Here is a 19,317-nt window from a genome sequence, read left to right as displayed (position 1 = left end):
CAAAAAGAGCCCTAATCACAAAGTGATTAGAACTCGAATTTAGTTTCACCAACAACAGTTGACGAAGAGCCTAAATAGAAAAGTGACCTAACCAGCCATTCCAATATTGATTAATTGGGTAAGGACTTCGATAAACTGATATTACAGCATCACAAAAAGTTAAGAAATAGATGGAGTAGCGTTTAGTTTGAAAGTATCAGCAGGGAAAATATCGTTTACGAAGGTTTAAATGGTAATGGTTACTTTTTATTATACATATCAATTATCAATCCGTCTAGTCAAAATGATTAAATATTCTCTCAGCCATCTACAAACTGAAATTTTCTCTTGACAGGGAAGGGAAGACGTTTCATACTTTTAAATCGTAATCATTACCATTTACTTAGTAAACGGAGGTGCTTAGGTGAAAATTAACTTTTCATTATTGTGTGCTGTTTTAATGGTCCCAATGATTTTCTTCGTACCAATACTTTACACACAAGCTTTTCCAAAACAGCAAACAGAAAAACACTTAGTGGAAATGATTCTCGCATTATTAATTGGAATTTTATGTTGGCTATTTTTTGGCTACTTTGAATCATTTCAGGTAGGCACTCAAAATACATTACCAGTCATTAGCCGATCGTTCGGCCCAACAATGTTTGTTCAATTAGATTTTTTCTTATACGCCTTGGTTATGTTCACAGGTACGGCCATTGCTAAGCATTCCTGAAAATTTTTTGTTTCATTTGTGCCCTTATGGACGTTATTGGTATATGCACCAGTCGCAAATTTGATTTGGTCGCCAACTGGTTATCTGGCTCAACTCGGTGCGCTTGATTTTTCAGGTGGTTTGGTTGTACATCTCACTGCTGGCCTAACCAGTCTGGTCTTGGCACTTTTTATTAAGCGGCCTCAAAATCCACAGGGCTCTGATAATGCATTATTTAAGTATGTTGCCATTCTATTTGTTATCACTGGCTGGTTTGGCTTTAATTTGGCACCGGCAGGTAGTTGGCAAAATTACGGCAGCTTGATTGTAACCAATACGTTGATCGCAATCATCGCCGCTAGCCTAGGTCGGATTATCCCGTTAACTGATCAAAATAAGCCAGTAACTCTCGACGACCTTGTTAATGGTATCCTTACTGGTCTCGTAACCAGCACGGCGGCTGTCGGCTATGTTTCACCGCTTTCAATCGGCATCATTACATTTGTCAGCGGCATTATTTGTCATTTGGCAACCCATTTCACAAACCAGACAGACCGGCTCTACGACGCTGTTGATTCATTTACCATTAATGGCATCGGTGGCTTAATCGGCACCTTTGGTCTCATACTGATGGCAAACACCAAAATCAACCACGGTGGCGCTACTGGGCTAATCTTTGGCAATATTCGCTTTGCCAGTGTTGAACTATTAGCAATTCTCGTCATTTCGGGAATCACAATAATTGGGGCTGTAATCAGCTTGTTAGCAACTCATCTCGTTACCCTAAGAAAGGATTGAAAAATATGTCTGCACAAGTTTCAGTTGCAATCATTGGTGCCGGGGCCGCAGGAATTGGCTTTGCGGCCACTCTCAAGTCTTATGGCTTTCGAGATTTTGTTGTTTTAGAGAAGGGTGAAGTTGGCGACACTTTTACCAAATGGAACCCAGAAACTCACTTAATTTCACCATCTTTCACAACTAATGGTTTTGGCTTCCCAGATTTAAACGCAGTTGTTCCTGATACTTCGCCAGCCTATAGCGAAGGTAATGAACACTTATCCGGAATTCAATACGCTCATTATCTTAAAGAACTCGCCAGAAAACTCGAATTATCAGTTAGAACCCATACTGAAGTTAAACTCATTCGGCTGTTACCAGACGAATCCTATGAGTTAAAGTTGTCAGACGACACGATCTTAACAGCTCAGTATGTCTTCATCGCAATTGGCGACTACGCTTATCCGTACACGCCTAACATTCCTGGTGCCGCCCATGGAATCCACTACGCCAACTTAAAGAATTACGATGAGTTGCCTGTAAATGGGCCTCAACTAATTATCGGTGGCAATGAAGCCGCCTTTGATGTCGCCATTCACCTAGCCAAACGGAACATTCACAGTTACCTTTTCGCTAGTGACAGCAGTGCCACTTCGACAAATCCTGATCCCAGTAAACGTTTATCCACTTACACTTCTGCCGGCTATCAAAAATATCGATCTTTTATCCAGCTCAATGAGGACAAGACAGTCTTGGCAATCAATAAAATTGATGATGAGTATCGACTACTTTTTAGAGATGGTACGCTTACCAAAACCAATAAGCGCCCCATTTTCGCAACGGGATTTGCTTGTTATCAAAGTCCACTAATTGCCAATCTATTCATCAATTATAATGATCGACCACTCTTAACAAAAAGTGACGAATCTACCATTTCGCCAAACGTCTTTCTACTTGGCCCCCAAGTTCAACATGGGAATGTCTTATTGTGCTATATTTACAAATACCGGCAGCGGTTTGCGCCCCTTGCGGAAACGGTATTACAACGAATCGGTATTGATATCAACCCGAAAATTTCTGATAAGTATCTACAAAATGGCATGTATCTGAAAGATTACTCTGCTTGTGAAGTTAATTGTTAATCGTGAACTAGTAAATTCAGGGATTGGGACGAAAGGCGATTTGATCCCAGAATTCAATTTAAAAAAAGGAATGCATCCTGGTTTGGAATGCATTCCTTTTTTGCTTAAATTCTGAGATCAGCCGTTTGTCGCAAGTCTTATCAATATAACAGTAAAAAGCCAAGTTGCATTCATAAATACCCCGCAGACTAATGTCACAGTTTCCTGAATTGTTAATTACAGTTCAAATATAACAGATCCAAAAGCAGAAGTTAACCCAAACCATACCCATAGTTTACATTGTGGGCACACGAAAATTCTTCACCATGATCACATTGACTTTGTTGAAGCAAATGGCCATCTCCATCATAAACACGAAGATCATTGGGACGAATGTAAGATTGAAGTTTCCGTACAAAATCCTGATGGCGAACATCCGATGGAAGGCGAAATTCACAACGAATTTTGCGGTCACCAACAGGTCCCTCATGGCGACCACATAGATTACCTGGTAAATGGTCGTCTTCAACATGTTCACGGTGATCACGTTGACGATCACGGCCCAGTAGATATTGTTAGCTAATTAATAATCAATTTAAATCTTCCAACTTAATTTATGTAAGTAAAAAACCACCTGACACCCCTTTCCGGGTAATTCAGGTGGTTTTAGATTGCTCTTAACATAATGATAGCCTAGTTTGAGGCCATAACAACTTTAACAATATTATGGATACTTATTTATTTTGATTTTGTTCCTTCGTCTTCAATTTCTTCCAAGCTGCGACCCTTGGTTTCAGGGACACAAGCCTTGATAAACCAAACACCCAATAGGCAGATGACACCAAAGATTGCAAATACGGCGTCTTGAGGCATTGTTGCTGTCATAATTGGGAAGAGCAGACCAACCGCAAACGATCCGATCCAGTTTGCTGATGAAGCGGCACCTGAAGCCCGACCTCTAATGGCGAGTGGGAAGACTTCACCGATGATTACCCAAGTTAATGGTGCCCAAGTGAATGAGTAGGCTGCCACATATAGGCTCAAGAATGCCACAATCACCATTGGACTGGCACTTGGCATCAAGACTTTGATAACTGTTGGGAGAATAAATGAGAGTCCCATTACTGTCCCACCCAGGATAAGGAGCGTCTTTCGTTTAAATTTATCAGCGATTGCCAAGAATACTAATGAACCGATGACCAACAGAATTCCTTGAATAATTGGCCACATCAACGCAGAACTTGCGGCACTACCGGTTGCCTTTTCAACGATCAAAGGGATGTAGTAGAAAATTGCATTTGCGCCTTGGAACTGCTGGAATGCAGCCACTCCAATCCCGGCAATTGCTAAGTAACGATATTTACCGCTAAAGACTGTTCTCCATGAAGTTGCTTTTGAAACGTTCTTTTCTTCAGCAGCAGTTTGTTGAATTTGAGCTAATTCAGTATCAATTTCTTTGTCATTATCGTGAATGTAACTAAGCACTGTGCGAGCATCGTCCACCCGATGGCTTTTAACCAAGAAACGTGGTGATTCAGGTAAGAAAGAAACCCCTGCGAACAGGATCAATGCTGGTACTGCAGCCAAGCCGAGCATCAAGCGCCAGGCAAAGTTTTCAGGCAGATCCTTCAATAAGAAATCCATGACGTATGAGAGCAGCATTCCGGAAACAATCATTGTCTGGTTAATGCCAGTCAAGCGACCCCGCATCTTAGCAGGGGCCATTTCAGACATATAGGCCGGTACCAGTGCCGAAGAAGCCCCAACAGCTAATCCCAAGAAAACCCGGACAGCAATTAAATAATATTGGCCATCATTGGGGGACATTGCGGAGAGAACGGAGCCAAGCATGAAGATGACAGCAGAAAGTAAAATCATCTTTTTTCTTCCCAGCTTATCAGATAACTGACCAGCGATTGCTCCACCAAAAATGGCCCCCAGCATCACTGCAGAAGTGATCCAACCGACAACGGTGGCATTATTTTGAAGGCCCCAGTCCGTTTGCAGAAACGGTAAGGCACCCGTCATAACTCCAATATCATAACCAAACAGGATTCCACCAAAGGAACCAAAGAAATAAATAAAGCTGCTTGAGATTTTCTTTTCTTTTGTAACAACCTTTTCCATATTCATTCTCCTTAACCTAAAAAGTCTCTTTAGTCGATTTTGCTTCCCGTTTCGAAAGGGTTGAAAGGGGTTGCATAATAAATCGAACAAATTTTTATTATAAAACTTATGTCAGTATCAGTTCCACATCACCGGTATAACAACGCTTACATTAACAATTAACTGACGCACATAAAAATTATTGAAATCATGCAGCGCTTACAAGATGATATATTAAAGCATTTATACGTACAAATCAACTATAAACTCTATTTATCTTACGAATAAATTAAAAGTAAGCACAAAAAGGCCTCCACTTCGGCATTTGAAGTGAAGGTTATTTTTTACTAATATATAAATAAATTTTACCAAAAGCTAGTTTTCAGTAATTAAAATCGTGGATATCATAATCAAGCATTTATGATTATTCGGATGCCTGGATGCTTCCTTCAATATCATCTTTCTCAAAATCATGTTCCATGTAGGCCTTGTTATCAACCGGTAGATGTTGCTCCAGGGTATCGAATAGTTGATAAGAAACTTCACCTTTTACTAAACGAAAGTCAAGCACATGACCACCAAACTTTCGATCATCCGACATGAAGTGATGGTGAAAGCCACCCACTGCGGCCCCGTTGAACAACTGTGGCGAATAGTAGCTAATCAATGTGCCATCAATTTGATCGCGAGTAAAAATGCTCTGTTTTCTTGCGGTTTCAGCCAAGGTACTGTATGGCGGCTCAGACTTGACCACTGCCCGCGTTTTAATGTCTGCAAAGGTTCCTGTCACTTTAAGCGAAAAAAACGTGTTTTCAGCTCGACTCAATGTCAGCATCTGCTTGTTCAAATCGTCCTGTTCCACGTTTTCCAGCTCCGCCAATGGTGAGTAACGGGCAAAATGGGCATTGGCAAATGGCAGCTTAAATTTATCTGAAACTACCGTTACTTTTCCCCTTGAGTTCACCTGATAGGGCTTACCGTCAAGAATAATCAGCTCGCCATCCAGCCCTTCGCCAGTCCCAATTCCGGTATCGCCACGCTTGAGCAGCTGCCCCATTGTGATCGTCCCTTCGAGTAGGCCTGGCACCAATAACGCTAACGTTCCGTGTTGATACAAAGTAGTGTATTTTGACATTTGACAACTTCCTTAGTGTTCAATTTAAGATATCCTTCATTAAAGCGGATTTTAACTTAATGTTATCACTATAATCAACTGGAATGTCAACCACTACTGGTCCTTTTGTCTGAAATGCTTCATCAAGAACTTTACCTAGGTCATCTGGCCCGGTAACCTGCAGCCCTTTGGCACCAAAGCTTTCAGCGTATTTAGCGTAATCAACGGGTCCAAAATCAACGCCGGCATCCTTACCATACTTGGCAATTTCCTGGAACTTCACCATATCGTAGTAACCATCGGTCCAAATAATTTGCACAATATTGAGCTTCAATCGGACGGCCGTTTCCAATTCCTGGCCTGAGAACAAGAAGCCCCCATCACCGGAAACCGAAACCACTGGTTGTTCCGGACGAGTCAACGCTGCTGCAATTGCCCATGGCAGTGAAACTCCCAGGGTCTGCATCCCATTACTGAAGAGCAAATGACGGGGCCGATAGATCCGGAAATAACGGGCCATCCAAATATAGTGACTTCCTATATCAACCGTGACCGTGGTCTCATCATCGACTCGCTCCTGTAAAGCCCGAATAATAGCTAGTGGGTGGACTCGACCCGGAGTAACATTCTTTGGCACTTCCCGTTCTGATGAAAATTCTTCTCGTAAATCATCGAGGGTCTTGGTAACTTGAAAAGATAGGTCAAACTCTCCTGTAAAAGTATCAGTCAAGGCATCAATCGTGTTTTCGATGTTTGATTCAACGATTACGTCCGGTTGGTAATTAGTGGAGATTTCCGGCGCCACTGTATCAATGTTGACGATTTGCTTGTTATGCTCCAGGTTCCAGTTACGAGCTTCATATTCAACCGGATCGTAACCGATTGCCAGTACTAAGTCACTTCGTTTCAACAGGGTATCGCCAATTTGATTTCTAAACAAACCGACCCGCCCATAGAAACGGTCTTCAAGCTGCCTGGAAACCACGCCGGCTCCTTGATAGGTTTCGACAACCGGCAACGATACTTCTCGCAGAAGGGCGTGCAGTGCTTTGGTCACTTCAGGCGTAGAAGCCCGCATCCCGGCAAAAATCACCGGTAATTTGGCATTCTTCACCATCTCCGAAATCTGCTTAATCGTTTTGTCGGATGCCCGACCTTCGTCTCCACGCTTCAATGGGGCAATCTCCGGCCGGTCAGTTTCATCACTCAATACGTCCGCTGGCAGTGATAAAAAGGTTGCGCCGGCTTTAGGCGACACCGCCGTTGTATAAGCATTGGAAAAAGCTTCGGAAACATTATTGGCATCCTGAACTTCCACGCTGCTCTTGGCGGCATTCACCATTAATTCCTTACTGGGAATACTTTGATGAGTCATCCGGGCAAGGTCATCCCTTGGCACCTGACCACCCAACGCAATAACTGGATCCCCTTCAGCCGTGGCCGTCATCAGTCCGGTAACCAAATTCGAAACTCCTGGGCCGGATGTTGTCGCAACCACTCCTGGTTTGCCGGTTAATCTGCCAATCCCCGCCGCAATAAAGGCGGCATTTTGCTCATGACGAGTGACAATCAGCTTCGGGGTTCTTGGATCGTCGCTATACTTCAAGTCTTCAAACAGTTGATCAACTTTAGCACCAGGGATTCCAAACACATATTTGACGCCTTGGTTAATCATCGATTGAATTAGGGCCTGGGACCCACGTTTCTTTTCACTCATAAGGACACCTCTATTAATTTATTGTCTGTAATTTTAATATATCAATTAAGCACATACTACAACAATCAGGTTTGTTTTCACAATCTATTTAACAACTAGATTACTTAAAATAAGCAAAAATTACAACAAAAAGTACTCAACATTGTGAAATTCTGTTATGATTTATTAAATTTACAAACTCGGAAGTGATTCTGCTTGAAATATTCAACCTTATTATTCGATGTCGACGATACCTTACTCAATTTTCAATCATCTGAAAAGCACGCCCTGAAAAAATTATTCCAGAGCCTCCACAAGCCACTGACTCCTGAAATTTATCGGGATTACCATTCGCTGAACGCCCAGTTATGGCGTCGATACGAGCGCGGTGAAATCAGCCGTGAAACGTTGCTGGATGAACGTTTTAATTTATTCTTTCAACATTATGGGGAAAACGTCGATGGCACCCTTTACGGCCAAAAATATCGTTCCTTCCTATCTGAAGGTCACGATCAGATCCCGAATGCCACAAAGCTGCTAGCTGATTTAACCCACGATCACCACCTCTACGTTGTCACCAATGGCGTGGCCTCAACTCAATATCGGCGGTTGAAAGAATCGGGGCTGGATAAATATTTCGACAATGTCTTTATTTCGGAAAAAATCGGTCACAAAAAACCAGAACCAGCATTTTTTGACTACATCGCCAATAACATTAGCGGATTCAATAAACAAGAATCATTAGTAGTCGGTGACTCATTGACCTCTGATATCTTAGGGGCGGCCACATATGGCCTCGACTCAGTCTGGTTCAATCCTCAGCACCAACCAAACGCAAGTTCAACTCAACCAACGTATGAAATTGATCAATTGTTGGATTTGGAAGCCATTGTCAGTTAAACGGGGTTACCTATTTTTAAAGAACACTTTTCTTGCTCTACCGCCTATAATCCCATATGCTTAATTATGTAAGCGTATTTAAAATATTCTAGGACAACTGCGTAAAGCAGAAACTTCCACCTAAGCACCACCAACAAAAATCCCCAAAACCGGGATTCCTGTTGGCGGAGACTTACGCTCCGACTTCTAACCGCTTGGATCCGCTCACTTATTAGGACAGCTGCACAAAGCAAAAGTCTGCACATAAGCACCACCAACAAAAATCCCCAAAACCGGGATTCCTGTTGGCGGAGACTTATGCTCCGACTTTTAAACGCTTTGCTCCGCTCACTTATTTTTTAGGAGGTAATTTCATGACCGAACAATATGATTTTCCAAAGACCCGGGCACAGTTAAACCAATTGGTTGCCGACATTAGCCAACTAATGACCAATGTCCAGCAAACTCACTGGTACATGCGTGGGGAGAACTTCTTCAGACTACATCCCTTGATGGATGATTATTCTGACCAGTTGGCTGATCAATTGGACAATGTTGCTGAGCGGTTGATTGCAATCAATGGCTCACCGTACTCAACCACTCATGAATTTATCGAGAATACAGGGTTGCCAGACGAAAAAGTCACCTGGGATCAATTAACAATGCGTGATTTCATGCAGCGGCTGTCGGACCAGTTCAAATACCTGCGTGATCAATATCAAAAGGGAATCGAAGTAACGGATGAAGAAAAAGACTTCCCAGCCCAGGATATGCTAAACGGGTTTAAGGAAGCAGTCGATAAAAACATCTGGATGATTAATGCTTATCTGGGAAAAGGTCCATATGACGAATAACCCAATTTAAGGACTAGCGACCACAAAGATGTTCAAGTTCAATCATAAATGGCTGGTGCAATTATTGTTCCAGCTATTTGTTTTGGATTAAACTAATCATAGCAACTAATTAAGGAGGATTTTCAAATGACAGGAACAGTAAAAATCGGCAGCAGTCAGGTCACCAGTACCCCACTTGGACTTGGCACCAATAAAGTCGGCGGCCACAACTTATTTGACGGTCTAAAGGATGAAGATGGGGCTGCCGTTGTCAAAGCCGCTTTAGACGATGGCATTGGCTTATTGGATACCGCCTACATGTACGGCTTGGGTCGCTCCGAGGAAATCATTGGCAATGTCATTCAAGATTATGACCGATCTCAATTTGTCATTGCATCAAAGGCTGCTCAAGACCCCAATAATCATTTACAGCCAAACAACGATCCCAAATTTTTAAAGCAATCAGTCGATGATGCTTTAAAACGCTTAAAGACCGACTACATCGATATTTTCTATATCCATTTTCCCGACACGACCACCCCAAAGGCCGAAGCAGTTAACGCCTTGGTTGAAGAAAAGAAGGCTGGCAAGATCAAAGCCATCGGGGTTTCGAATTTTTCGCTTGACCAAATAAAGGAAGCCAATGAAGACGATCAAGTCGATGTCGTCGAAGACAATTACAGCCTGGTTCACCGAAATGCCGAAAGAAACCTGTTTCCTTATTTAAAGGAACACGACATCTCATTTGTCCCTTATTTACCGCTTGCAATGGGATTGTTGACGGGAAAATATACACGAAATGATCAAAATGAATTTAACCAGTTCACCCCTGATCAGTACACATCAATCATGGACGCTTTAGACACCGTCAAGGAAATTGCTGGCAAGCACAACGCAACGGTTGCTCAAATTATTTTAGCTTGGTACATCACCGATCCCGATATTAGTGTTGTTATCCCAGGAGCTCGGGTTGCCGATCAAGTTCACAGTAATGCCAAAGCACTGGGGATCGAATTATCTGGTTACGAATTTGATCAGATCAATCATTTATTTGACCAGTTTTAAACTGCATCATTATGCAGACTGGGAATAGGCGTTTTGATCCCAGAATTTAACGAGAAAAACCAGTTGTTCCTGATGTTGGAATAACTGGTTTTTTTGTTAAATTCTGGGATCAGCCGTTTGTCGCAGCTTTTATCTGAGTATCGGTGATGATCCAAATGATGGTTACTGATTGGGAATCAACATATGCCCCAGCCTCTTAGCCTATTTAATATATTTTGCTGCTTGCCGACCCGCTTGTAGCCCAAATACCACGGTTTCAGCAATTGAATTACCGCCAATTCGATTATTACCATGGAGCCCGCCAACCACTTCACCGGCTGCAAATAATCCCCCGATGATATTGCCGTCACTGTTCACAACTTGAGTTTGCGGGGTGGCTTTAACCCCACCCATGGTGTAATGAACTGCCGGCGCAATGTGAATTGAAAAATAGGGTCCGTGATCAATTTCCCGATTCATCCCAGTTGTCCGGCCAAACTGGGAATCCTGCTTGCTGATGACGGCTTTATTCCAATCCGAAACTGTTTTTTTCAGATTATCTGGCTGCAGACCAGTCGTGGCTGCAAGCTCAGCCAGCGTTTCGCCCGACTTTACCAATCCCACGTGGTCATAAAAATCAATTGCCTTTACCCGATCACGAATCCCCTGATCAAAAATGAGGTAGGCCCCGCCCTCGTCAAGTTGATTGATGGCCGCGGTCACTCTATCACGAGTCGTCAGCTCATCTACGAACCTTTGGCCGGCATGATTGACCAGAATCGCCCCTTCACCCCGAACAGTTTCACCGATCAAATAAACGTGATCCGTGTCCTGCTGAACTGTGGGGTGCACCTGGACTTGATCCATATCCACCAATTTGGCGCCAACCTGTTCAGCCAAATAGATCCCATCACCAGTATTGCCGGGTTGATTGGTTGTCTTATACTTCACCAAATCAGGCCGATACTTCTTAAGCAATTTGGGACTCGCTCCATAACCACCGGTAGCGAGAATAACCGCGGGAGCATTAATGGTAGCCTCACCATTTTCAGTCGTAATCGTCACGCCACTGATTCGGCCATCAGCCTCATTCAATTTCGTTACGGTCACACCGGTAAAGACTGGAATCTGCTCGTCCGCAATCCGTTTCAATAGGCCACTTACCAAAAAAGCCCCAACTGGCGCGGTGGAACTTGGCCGATGTGCCCGGGGAACACTCATCCCACCGGTTGTCGTTAAGTCATCAAGCTTGATGCCTTCATCAGCCAGCCACTTAATGGCATCAGCGCCATTTGCCGTAAAGTATTTGAGCAGATCCTGGTCATTGGTTTTGCCACCGCCGACAAACGTTTCATCATAAAAGTTCTGAATACTGTCCTTGATGCCATGTTCTTTTTGAACGAAGGTTTCAGCCGCGTTCATTCCTGAGGAAGCACGTTTAGTATCGCCACCCAGCGTTGGCATCTTTTCTAAAACGACAGGATTTTTGCCCAATTTGTGAGCTTCAAAAGCAGCGGTCAATCCGGCGCTTCCGGACCCGATGATGATGATATCGTATGCTGATTTTAATTGATTAATATTGGTTGGTTCAAAGACGAATTTGGTGGCCATATGAGTTCTCCAATCTAAGTTATTAAGCGTATTTCGAAAGTGGTTACATAATCATATTATTCTAAAGTGCTACCAATTGGAAGATGTATAATCAATGTATTAGAAATTAATGAGGTGACGACATGATACTTGAACGCAATAATTTTCCAAATGTCAGACAAATTACCAGAGAATTGAATCGATCTGGATTAAAGGATCAAATTGGCGACTTCAAAGGCCTAATCACCATCTACCAGCTTCGCCATGCTGGTGCAAATGAAATTGGCACCAAGCTTGAGAATCTAGATGATGAGTATTCAGTGAATTACGACCACAATCCAATTCACCACATGGAAGAACGAATGAAAAGTATTAACAGTATGCTGCGAAAAGTTCAGAAGAAGGGCTATCCGCTAACGATTGAAAGCATCGACAAAAACATCCACGACATTGCTGGGATCCGGGTGGTCACCAACTACATCGAGGATATTTATAAGGTTGAAGATGCGCTTGTCCGGCAATCAGACGTTACGTTGCTCAAACGTAAAGACTACATCCAAGATCCCAAGCCAAGTGGTTATCGAAGTTTGCACATTGTGGTTTCCGTTCCCGTTTTCCAGTCCAATGGTGTTTTTGATGTACCGGTGGAAGTCCAAATTCGCACAATTGGTATGGATATGTGGGCAAGTCTGGAACACAAATTGCGTTATAAAACTAATGTCCCAGCCGATAAAGTCGCCAAGCACACCACTAGTCTGCAGAAATATGCCGGTGAACTTTACGATATTGAAAGTCGGATGCAGGAAATTTTCAGAGATTTAAAATGATGATCATCGAAAGAGGACAGGACATATATTCATTTTCAATCGATGATCATTCACTCAGATGACCGTAACAGCTTGGATAAAAGCTGCGACAAATGGCTGATCCCAGTCTATACTATTTTTTAATCGCCCCAGCCACCAAAAAACTAATATCAAGTGGTGACACGTCATTAGTTAAGTTTCCAATCGAAATATAATCAGCGCCACAGCCCTTAAAATGGCTAATGGTTTCTTCAGTTATGCCACCAGAAGCTTCGATCTTGATTGAATCAGGAACCAGCTGCCGCCATTCTTTAATGGTTTCCGGTGATTGGTTGTCAAACATAATCACATCGGCACCGGCTTCAATCGCAGTAATTAGTTCTGCTTTGGTTTCCACTTCAATTTCAATTGGGGTTAGCGGTCCAACGTTCTTATGAGCAATGGCCAAAGCTTCTTTCACCCCGCCAGCCAAAGCAATATGATTATCTTTTAGCATAACCGCACCCGTTAAATCAAACCGATGATTGAAGCCACCACCGGTCGAAACAGCGTACTTGTCAAACAGTCGCAAACCAGGGGCCGTTTTGCGGGTATCAGTTACTTTGATTGTCGCGTCATCTAAGCGTTTAACGACATCAGCAGTTTTGGTGGCAATCCCACTCATTCGCTGCATCAAATTTAAAATCACCCGTTCCCCGGTTAAAAGGGTTGCTGCTTGACCTTCAACTTTACCGATTACCATTCCCTTAGTTACCGAATCACCATCTTTAACCAGCGGGGTGTAGCTTGCTTTGCCAAGCAAGTCATAGGTGCGTTGAGGAATCATTTGACCGCAAACAATCCCAGCTTGTTTGGCGATAAAAGAACCGTTGATGACCTTTGAACCATCAAAGTATTCAAGACTTAGATCACCAAAATTAATATCTTCTTTGAGAAATTCCGCAATCTTCTCTTTCAGCAGAATGTTATTCATCGCTGATCGCCTTCTTTAGCTGCGGAAACTGGTAGGCTTAACACCGCAATTGCCCCAATCACCAGTGAAACCATAAAAATCAGGAAAACAATATTGACACCAATTTGGTGATCCATCAAAATGCCAACGAGTAATGGTCCGATAATTGCCCCAATTCGACCAATTCCTTGAGCAATTCCGGTCATGGTTCCCCGGATTGTACTTTCATAAAGATCCGGCGTCAGTGCAATAATGGCACCATATGCGCCAAGGTTAAAGAATGACAAAATACAACCGGCAATCACAATCATTACCGCGGTGGTCGACTGACCAAACATAATTGGCCCGACAGCAGTTCCCAGCATGTAAATCGAAAAGACATACTTCACTTTCATTCGTTTAGCCAGCCAAGAAGCGCAGAAGTAACCCGGCAATTGCGCCACAACAATGATTGTTGCATATCCAAAGCTGTTAACGATCCCGTATCCCTTGTCCACTAAAATACTCGGCAGCCACATAAACATCCCGTAGTAACTAAACATCACCATAAACCAAGCCAGCCACAATGTGAGCGTCCAAGGCTTAAACTCCGCTTTAACAGTCGCTCGCCATTCATGCGACTGCTTAGGGTACTACGTGAGTTTCGTGAATATGCCGTCTGAGCACCAGTGCAAATAATCCGGCTAAGGCAGTTAGGACCAAGATCCCGCGCCACCCCAATACCGGTGCAAACAGCAACGACAAAAACGAAGCCACTAACCAGCCAACTGCCCAAAAACTGTCGGCTAAAATCAGCATCTGGGAGCGCTTAGTCCCCCGATAAATATCCGCAATATAAGTGGCGGCAACTGGTAATTCACCACCAAGGCCCATCCCAACAACAAATCGAATAGCTAAAAATAGATAAAATCCGGGTGCAGCCGCAAGCACTAAATTCCCAATCGAAAAAGTCAACAGCGTGATGATCAATGTATTCTTCCGGCCAATTCGATCTGCCAGGCTACCGAAATAGAAGCCACCGCAAATCATTCCCACCGTACTAATTGAACTAATTAGGCCAGTTTGAGAATTAGTCAACAGCCATTCTTTATGAACGATTGACATAATAAACGACAGCAAACCAACGTCCATGGCATCAAACATCCAAGCCGTTCCAATAATCAGGAAGGTAAAGGATGTTGATCTTTGATTCACATGATCCATAATGATAAACTCCTTTCTTGCTTAAAAGTAAATTCCACTTTTATTTAAGCGAAATTAAAGTACAATTTACTTTAAAAAGAGAATACCCCTTTCAGTTAAAAAGTTCAAGAAGATATGCCAATCTCCTTACACCGGTCGTCTTGGAATTAGCCCTTTCTTCCCGTGCATTCTGACGCAAGCAACAATTGTCCGCCACCCATTAGTGTAAAGCTGAACTGGCTTGCCGGATGCGATTCTTCTAGCTTGCTGCTCACAATAACTGGTAATCATGAGCGACTTATACTTGGCATCCAGCCGCTTATTGCCAGTGGTAAACCCAACCGTAACTGGTTGATAACGGTCATGGAGAATCCGGTTGGGCAGATCAGTAGCAACCACTGCCGCCGTGCAAATGCCAATCATATCAGTATCTTTGCGCCCCAAAGCTTCTTCCATCGTTGAAATATTCTTAAAGCCACCACTAATGACGATTGGCACATCGACCAGTTGATGGATCATATGGGCATACCCGGAAAAACCCAGTTCAGAATTTTCGTAGTTATCACCGACAATTTCAATTAGGTCAATTCCAAGATCGCTCATTTTCTGAATAACAGCTGTCATCTCATCTTCGGTGAACCCATTTAGGCTAAGATCGGTTAGACTCAATTTAAGACTAATCGGAAAGCGCACACCGCAACTCTCACGGATCCCTTGGTAAATCTCGATTAAAAAGCGCATTCGGTTTGCGAGGGTCCCGCCATATTCGTCGGTCCGCTGGTTTGTGTTTTTAGAGAGAAACTGGGTAATTAAATAACCAAACGCCCCGTGGAGCTGAACACCGGTGAAGCCCGCTAACTGAGCAATTTCCGCCGCATGGATATATTGAGCGATGATTTTGCGAACTTCAGCGGTACGCAATTCTCGTGGCTCATAGAAATACGGTCGGTTGGGTCCAGTCACCCGAATCGGGCTAGGGGAAACGGGTTGTTCTGAGAAAATCCGGGGTGATTGGCGCCCGGGATGGTTAAGCTGGAGCCATAACTGGGTGCCGTTCGCCCTTCCTGCCTCAGCCCAACGACTTAGGGCTGTCCGATCGGTTTGGTCATCGACAACCACATTTCCAGGTTCAGCCATTGCTTTGCGATCAACCATGACATTTCCGGTCACAACAATCCCAGCCCCACCGAGCGCCCACTGATGGTATAAACTGGCAATCGCTTTGGTAGGCTGACCACCTTCGCCAGCCATTGTTTCACTCATCGCCGACTTAAAAAATCGATTCTTAACGTTGATTCCACTTGGCAGCCGCAGTGGCTTCGCAATTTGTAGGTAACTCATTGGGAACTCCTTTCTATTCAGTGCTTGATTAGTTGAATCAATCTTACCCCGAAAAAATAGTGGATTCAATCCAATTTACCAGCTACCCATTTACGAAACTCGGATCAATCAACTACAATGTAGCCAGAGGTGATGAATGAATGGATAAACAATGGTCATCACAATTACCGATTTCAAATATTACGAAACTGGTTCGAGTTGGCGGCGGTGACGTTAACAATGCGTACCGGCTTGAAGCAGGCGATGAAACTTACTTCTTGTTAACCCAACCACACCAACCGGCAACTTTTTACGCTGGCGAAATTGCCGGCTTAAAAGACTTCGAAAAAAATGACATTTTAGCCCCAAGAGTATTAGGCAATGGTCAAATTGATGGCGATGCCTACCTGCTCCTCAACTACTTGGAACAAGGTCAGGGCAGTCAGACAGACTTGGGCGAGCTAGTCGCAAAACTCCATCATGTTCACAGCAAGAATGGCCAGTTTGGTTACGATCTTGGCTACGTCAGCAATGATGAGAGCTTCGATAACAGCTGGACAGATTCTTGGAGCAACCTGTTTGTCAATCGCCGTCTCGACAAATTACGCCAAATGGTCCTCGATAAGCATCTATGGACCCAGCGTGACGACGATAAATATCAACAAGTGCGTCAAGTCATTTTGGCTGCTCTAGCTGAGCACCAAAGTGAACCTTCGCTGCTACACGGTGACCTTTGGGGCGGCAACTACATGTTCCTCGCAGATGGTCAGCCCGCTCTGATCGATCCAGCCGCATTTTACGGCGATCGCGAATTCGATTTGGGAATCACCACGGTCTTTGGTGGTTTTGATGCCGACTTTTACGCCGCTTATAACGCCGCCTACCCACTAGATCCCGGGGCTAATCAGCGCCTTAATTTTTACCGGCTCTATTATCTGATGGTTCATACTAATAAATTTGGATCAATGTACAAAAGTGGTGCTGATGCGGCGATGAACCAAATTTTGGAAAATGCAAGGGTTTAATAATGGCTCACCCCTCCCAAACGCAGGTGAACAATCCAAAAAAGCTTTTCTACTTATTGAAACTATTCGTCTACACAGGCAACATTCGTACTTTCAGTTTTGAAAATAAATTGTTAGAAACAAGAAAATCTAAGTCCACAAATTATAAGCCGGTCATTTAAACATTCTAATTTTGAATGTTTAGATGACCGGCTTATATATTTGAAACAGCATTGAGAATCAACCAGATATCAGGTTTATCGATACGTTTCCACACAATAGCCGTGATACCCACAATGAGTACAGGTCAATTTGCGCGTTTTGGCCGTATGTTTTGCAAAAAAGAAGTCCAGGCGACTAGGTTGGAATGTCTCGTGACAATTTGGACAGATATAGCGGGCACTCTGATAATAAAGACGAACCAGCCAGCTTGCGATGATGATAATCACTGGCAGCCCAATAAGTGCTGGTAGCCAGTTCCCCGCAAATAGTCCGATTCCAATCGCCCCAATTTCAATGACGTCTATTATGAGGCCCCAAAATAACAAGGTCTTATGAAGTCGTTTCAGTTTAGGTTGACTTGCCATCATATTTTCGATGCCGGCCAGATCTTGTTGAGAGATCAGTGCCAAGTCGGAGAGACTATCTTGAACCTGCTTAATTGTTTTCAGTTGGTCAGCAACGACAGTTTGGTCATGTTTGAGCTGTTGTTCTTGTTGCGCTAACAGCAGTGAGAGCACCTGGTTGGTATTTTCCTCTGACAAGACCCCTTTAATTGTCGCTAACTGCAAGCCCATCGACTTGAGCAGTAAGATTAATCGTAGCGTTTTGAGTTCCTTATCAGTATACAATCGGCGGCCACCATCAGAAATCGTGGTCGGATTTAAAATCCCTTTTTGATCATAATACTGAATCGTCCGAACTGAGACGCCACCTAACTTTGCAAATTCTCCCGTTGTGTATGTCGACATCGTTTTCACCTCCTGATTCTTTTATACGTCATCACGCGACGTCATGAGCAACCCCAAAATCAAATTTTTTAATTTCGAAAACTAATCGCAAACCAAAGGCAAACCAATCGGAAACTTGGCTGGTATAATTCTCAATTGCAATGATCGATTGCTATGAATCACCAAATATTTATATTACGATAATAGTTGATCATTAGCCAAGCGTGACATTCATCCAGCTCTTGAAATTTGACTATTCGATTATTGACATCCAAAAATTAAGTAAGCGAGGCGATCTATAATGGTCCCAACATTTGATCTATGGTACATGGCATTTGCATTAATTTTATTGATTATCTTACCAATCGTAATCTTTTTATACTGCCGGAAGCGCTGGCAGTTTAAAGCCTTGCCGATGTGGATTGGTGTCTTAGTCTTCATTATTTTCAGCCAAATTTTTGAAAAGACGCTCAACCTGGCTGTCCTTCATCCCAACCCCAACGGCACAATGACGTTGGCCAGCGCTCATCCCTGGCTTTTCGTTATTTACGGGATTTTGGCTGCCGGGATATTCGAGGAAACTGGGCGGCTGGTTGGCTTCTTATATCTAAAGAAAAAGGTTACCGGGTTGCAAACAGCCATTTCATACGGAATTGGTCACGGCGGCATTGAAATGATCCTCGTTGGGGCGATGAGTATGGTTAACTACCTGATCATCAGTACTGGTATCAATGCCCACAACCCAAAGATTTTAGCGGCAATTCCCAACAGTTTGGTTCACTCACTGACTTCCAATACCAGCTGGTTAATTTCTGCAGCGATCATTGAGCGGCTGTTCGCGTTGTGGATTCACTTATCATTATCAGTCTTAGTTTGGATTGCGGTCAACCACGCCGCTAAGTTTTGGCTCTATCCTTTAGCGATCTGTCTTCATGCTGCTGTTGATATCCCAGCTGCAATGCACCAAACAAATTTAATTTCCAGTACGTCAGTAACCCTCATCCTAACCATTATTTTGACTATTTTGCTTGGTTGGTTTGTCTATTGGTACGCTCATAGGATGGGACTTCATTTCACCGCCCAAAAGGCATAAAATCAGCGGATTATGGTTTAAATATTAATAAAGAAAGGTTCTACAATATCTGTTGTTGGTAATAGATTTTATCTATTACTGAGGTAGATTGCAAATTTAATCCGAATTTTTGGACAAATTTGTCAGCATAACCTGATACGGTGTTTGCCAGTCGAGTAT

17 protein-coding genes and 1 pseudogene are annotated in these 19,317 nt (G+C 43.3%); 10 read left to right on the top strand and 8 right to left on the bottom strand.

The annotated features are described in order from the left end of the window. Positions 1–403 precede the first annotated feature (403 nt). From QUF07_RS09550 to QUF07_RS09535, 4 genes are all read left to right on the top strand, one after another. A complete protein-coding gene (locus QUF07_RS09550) occupies positions 404–712 on the top strand; it encodes a hypothetical protein (protein WP_289427293.1) in 309 nt (102 codons plus the stop codon). An 18-nt stretch (positions 713–730) separates the two neighbouring features. After that, positions 731–1,489, top strand: a complete 759-nt coding sequence (locus tag QUF07_RS09545; RefSeq protein ID WP_289427292.1) for a hypothetical protein — start codon at positions 731–733, stop codon at positions 1,487–1,489. A 5-nt stretch (positions 1,490–1,494) separates the two neighbouring features. After that, positions 1,495–2,610 carry an NAD(P)/FAD-dependent oxidoreductase gene (locus QUF07_RS09540; RefSeq protein ID WP_289427291.1) on the top strand — a complete coding sequence of 372 codons (1,116 nt, stop codon included), beginning with the start codon at positions 1,495–1,497 and terminating at the stop codon, positions 2,608–2,610. A gap of 418 nt (positions 2,611–3,028) precedes the next feature. Continuing rightward, on the top strand, positions 3,029–3,172 hold the full coding sequence (locus QUF07_RS09535) for a hypothetical protein (protein WP_249778427.1): 144 nt from the start codon (positions 3,029–3,031) through the stop codon (positions 3,170–3,172). A gap of 155 nt (positions 3,173–3,327) precedes the next feature. Here QUF07_RS09535 and QUF07_RS09530 read toward each other — a convergent pair whose 3' ends face one another. From QUF07_RS09530 to alsS, 3 genes are all read right to left on the bottom strand, one after another. Then, a complete protein-coding gene (locus QUF07_RS09530) occupies positions 3,328–4,716 on the bottom strand; it encodes a sugar porter family MFS transporter (RefSeq protein WP_289427290.1) in 1,389 nt (462 codons plus the stop codon). A 403-nt stretch (positions 4,717–5,119) separates the two neighbouring features. After that, positions 5,120–5,830 carry an acetolactate decarboxylase gene (gene budA / locus QUF07_RS09525; protein WP_289427288.1) on the bottom strand — a complete coding sequence of 237 codons (711 nt, stop codon included), beginning with the start codon at positions 5,828–5,830 and terminating at the stop codon, positions 5,120–5,122. 19 nt (positions 5,831–5,849) lie between these two features. Continuing rightward, on the bottom strand, positions 5,850–7,526 hold the full coding sequence (gene alsS, locus QUF07_RS09520) for an acetolactate synthase AlsS (RefSeq protein WP_217164827.1): 1,677 nt from the start codon (positions 7,524–7,526) through the stop codon (positions 5,850–5,852). 195 nt (positions 7,527–7,721) lie between these two features. Between alsS and QUF07_RS09515 the strand changes: the two genes are divergently transcribed. From QUF07_RS09515 to QUF07_RS09505, 3 genes are all read left to right on the top strand, one after another. After that, complete coding sequence (locus QUF07_RS09515; protein WP_217342126.1) at positions 7,722–8,405, top strand: YjjG family noncanonical pyrimidine nucleotidase; 684 nt, start codon at positions 7,722–7,724, stop codon at positions 8,403–8,405. Between the two features lie 353 nt (positions 8,406–8,758). After that, positions 8,759–9,238 (top strand): Dps family protein, encoded by a 480-nt coding sequence (locus QUF07_RS09510; protein WP_289427287.1) that lies wholly within the window; start codon positions 8,759–8,761, stop codon positions 9,236–9,238. A 126-nt stretch (positions 9,239–9,364) separates the two neighbouring features. Continuing rightward, the gene (locus QUF07_RS09505) at positions 9,365–10,282 is read left to right on the top strand and encodes an aldo/keto reductase (protein ID WP_217342127.1); all 918 of its coding nucleotides are present in this window, start codon (positions 9,365–9,367) and stop codon (positions 10,280–10,282) included. A gap of 201 nt (positions 10,283–10,483) precedes the next feature. On the opposite strand, the gene QUF07_RS09500 is transcribed toward QUF07_RS09505, so the two are convergent. Beyond that, on the bottom strand, positions 10,484–11,872 hold the full coding sequence (locus tag QUF07_RS09500) for a flavocytochrome c (RefSeq protein ID WP_217164823.1): 1,389 nt from the start codon (positions 11,870–11,872) through the stop codon (positions 10,484–10,486). A 122-nt stretch (positions 11,873–11,994) separates the two neighbouring features. On the opposite strand from QUF07_RS09500, the gene QUF07_RS09495 reads away from it, so the two are divergent. After that, complete coding sequence (locus QUF07_RS09495) at positions 11,995–12,678, top strand: GTP pyrophosphokinase (RefSeq protein WP_217164821.1); 684 nt, start codon at positions 11,995–11,997, stop codon at positions 12,676–12,678. Positions 12,679–12,790: 112 nt separating this feature from the next. Here the strand turns inward: QUF07_RS09495 and nadC are convergent, their stop codons facing one another. From nadC to QUF07_RS09480, 3 genes and pseudogenes are all read right to left on the bottom strand, one after another. After that, on the bottom strand, positions 12,791–13,630 hold the full coding sequence (nadC, locus tag QUF07_RS09490) for a carboxylating nicotinate-nucleotide diphosphorylase (protein WP_289427286.1): 840 nt from the start codon (positions 13,628–13,630) through the stop codon (positions 12,791–12,793). Beyond that, positions 13,627–14,812: pseudogene (locus QUF07_RS09485) on the bottom strand (MFS transporter). The gene nadC and the pseudogene QUF07_RS09485 overlap by 4 nt, the downstream one beginning before the upstream one ends. Positions 14,813–14,938: 126 nt before the next feature. Continuing rightward, complete coding sequence (locus tag QUF07_RS09480; protein ID WP_289427285.1) at positions 14,939–16,132, bottom strand: oxidoreductase; 1,194 nt, start codon at positions 16,130–16,132, stop codon at positions 14,939–14,941. 140 nt (positions 16,133–16,272) lie between these two features. Here QUF07_RS09480 and QUF07_RS09475 point away from each other — a divergent pair, with 140 nt between their 5' ends. Beyond that, entirely contained in the window at positions 16,273–17,136 is an 864-nt protein-coding gene (locus QUF07_RS09475; protein WP_289427284.1) for a fructosamine kinase family protein, read from the top strand. A gap of 236 nt (positions 17,137–17,372) precedes the next feature. On the opposite strand, the gene QUF07_RS09470 is transcribed toward QUF07_RS09475, so the two are convergent. Then, positions 17,373–18,086, bottom strand: coding sequence for a MerR family transcriptional regulator (locus QUF07_RS09470; RefSeq protein WP_217342133.1), 714 nt, complete (start codon positions 18,084–18,086; stop codon positions 17,373–17,375). A gap of 280 nt (positions 18,087–18,366) precedes the next feature. Here QUF07_RS09470 and QUF07_RS09465 point away from each other — a divergent pair, with 280 nt between their 5' ends. Beyond that, entirely contained in the window at positions 18,367–19,158 is a 792-nt protein-coding gene (locus tag QUF07_RS09465) for a YhfC family intramembrane metalloprotease (RefSeq protein WP_289427283.1), read from the top strand. Positions 19,159–19,317: the final 159 nt, after the last annotated feature.

The organism is Lentilactobacillus sp. TOM.63, assembly GCF_030361045.1.
Classification (GTDB): Bacteria; Bacillota; Bacilli; order Lactobacillales; family Lactobacillaceae; genus Lentilactobacillus; species Lentilactobacillus dabitei.
The sequence above is the reverse complement of the archived record's forward strand: the minus strand, read 5'-3'. Positions and strand labels throughout refer to the sequence as shown.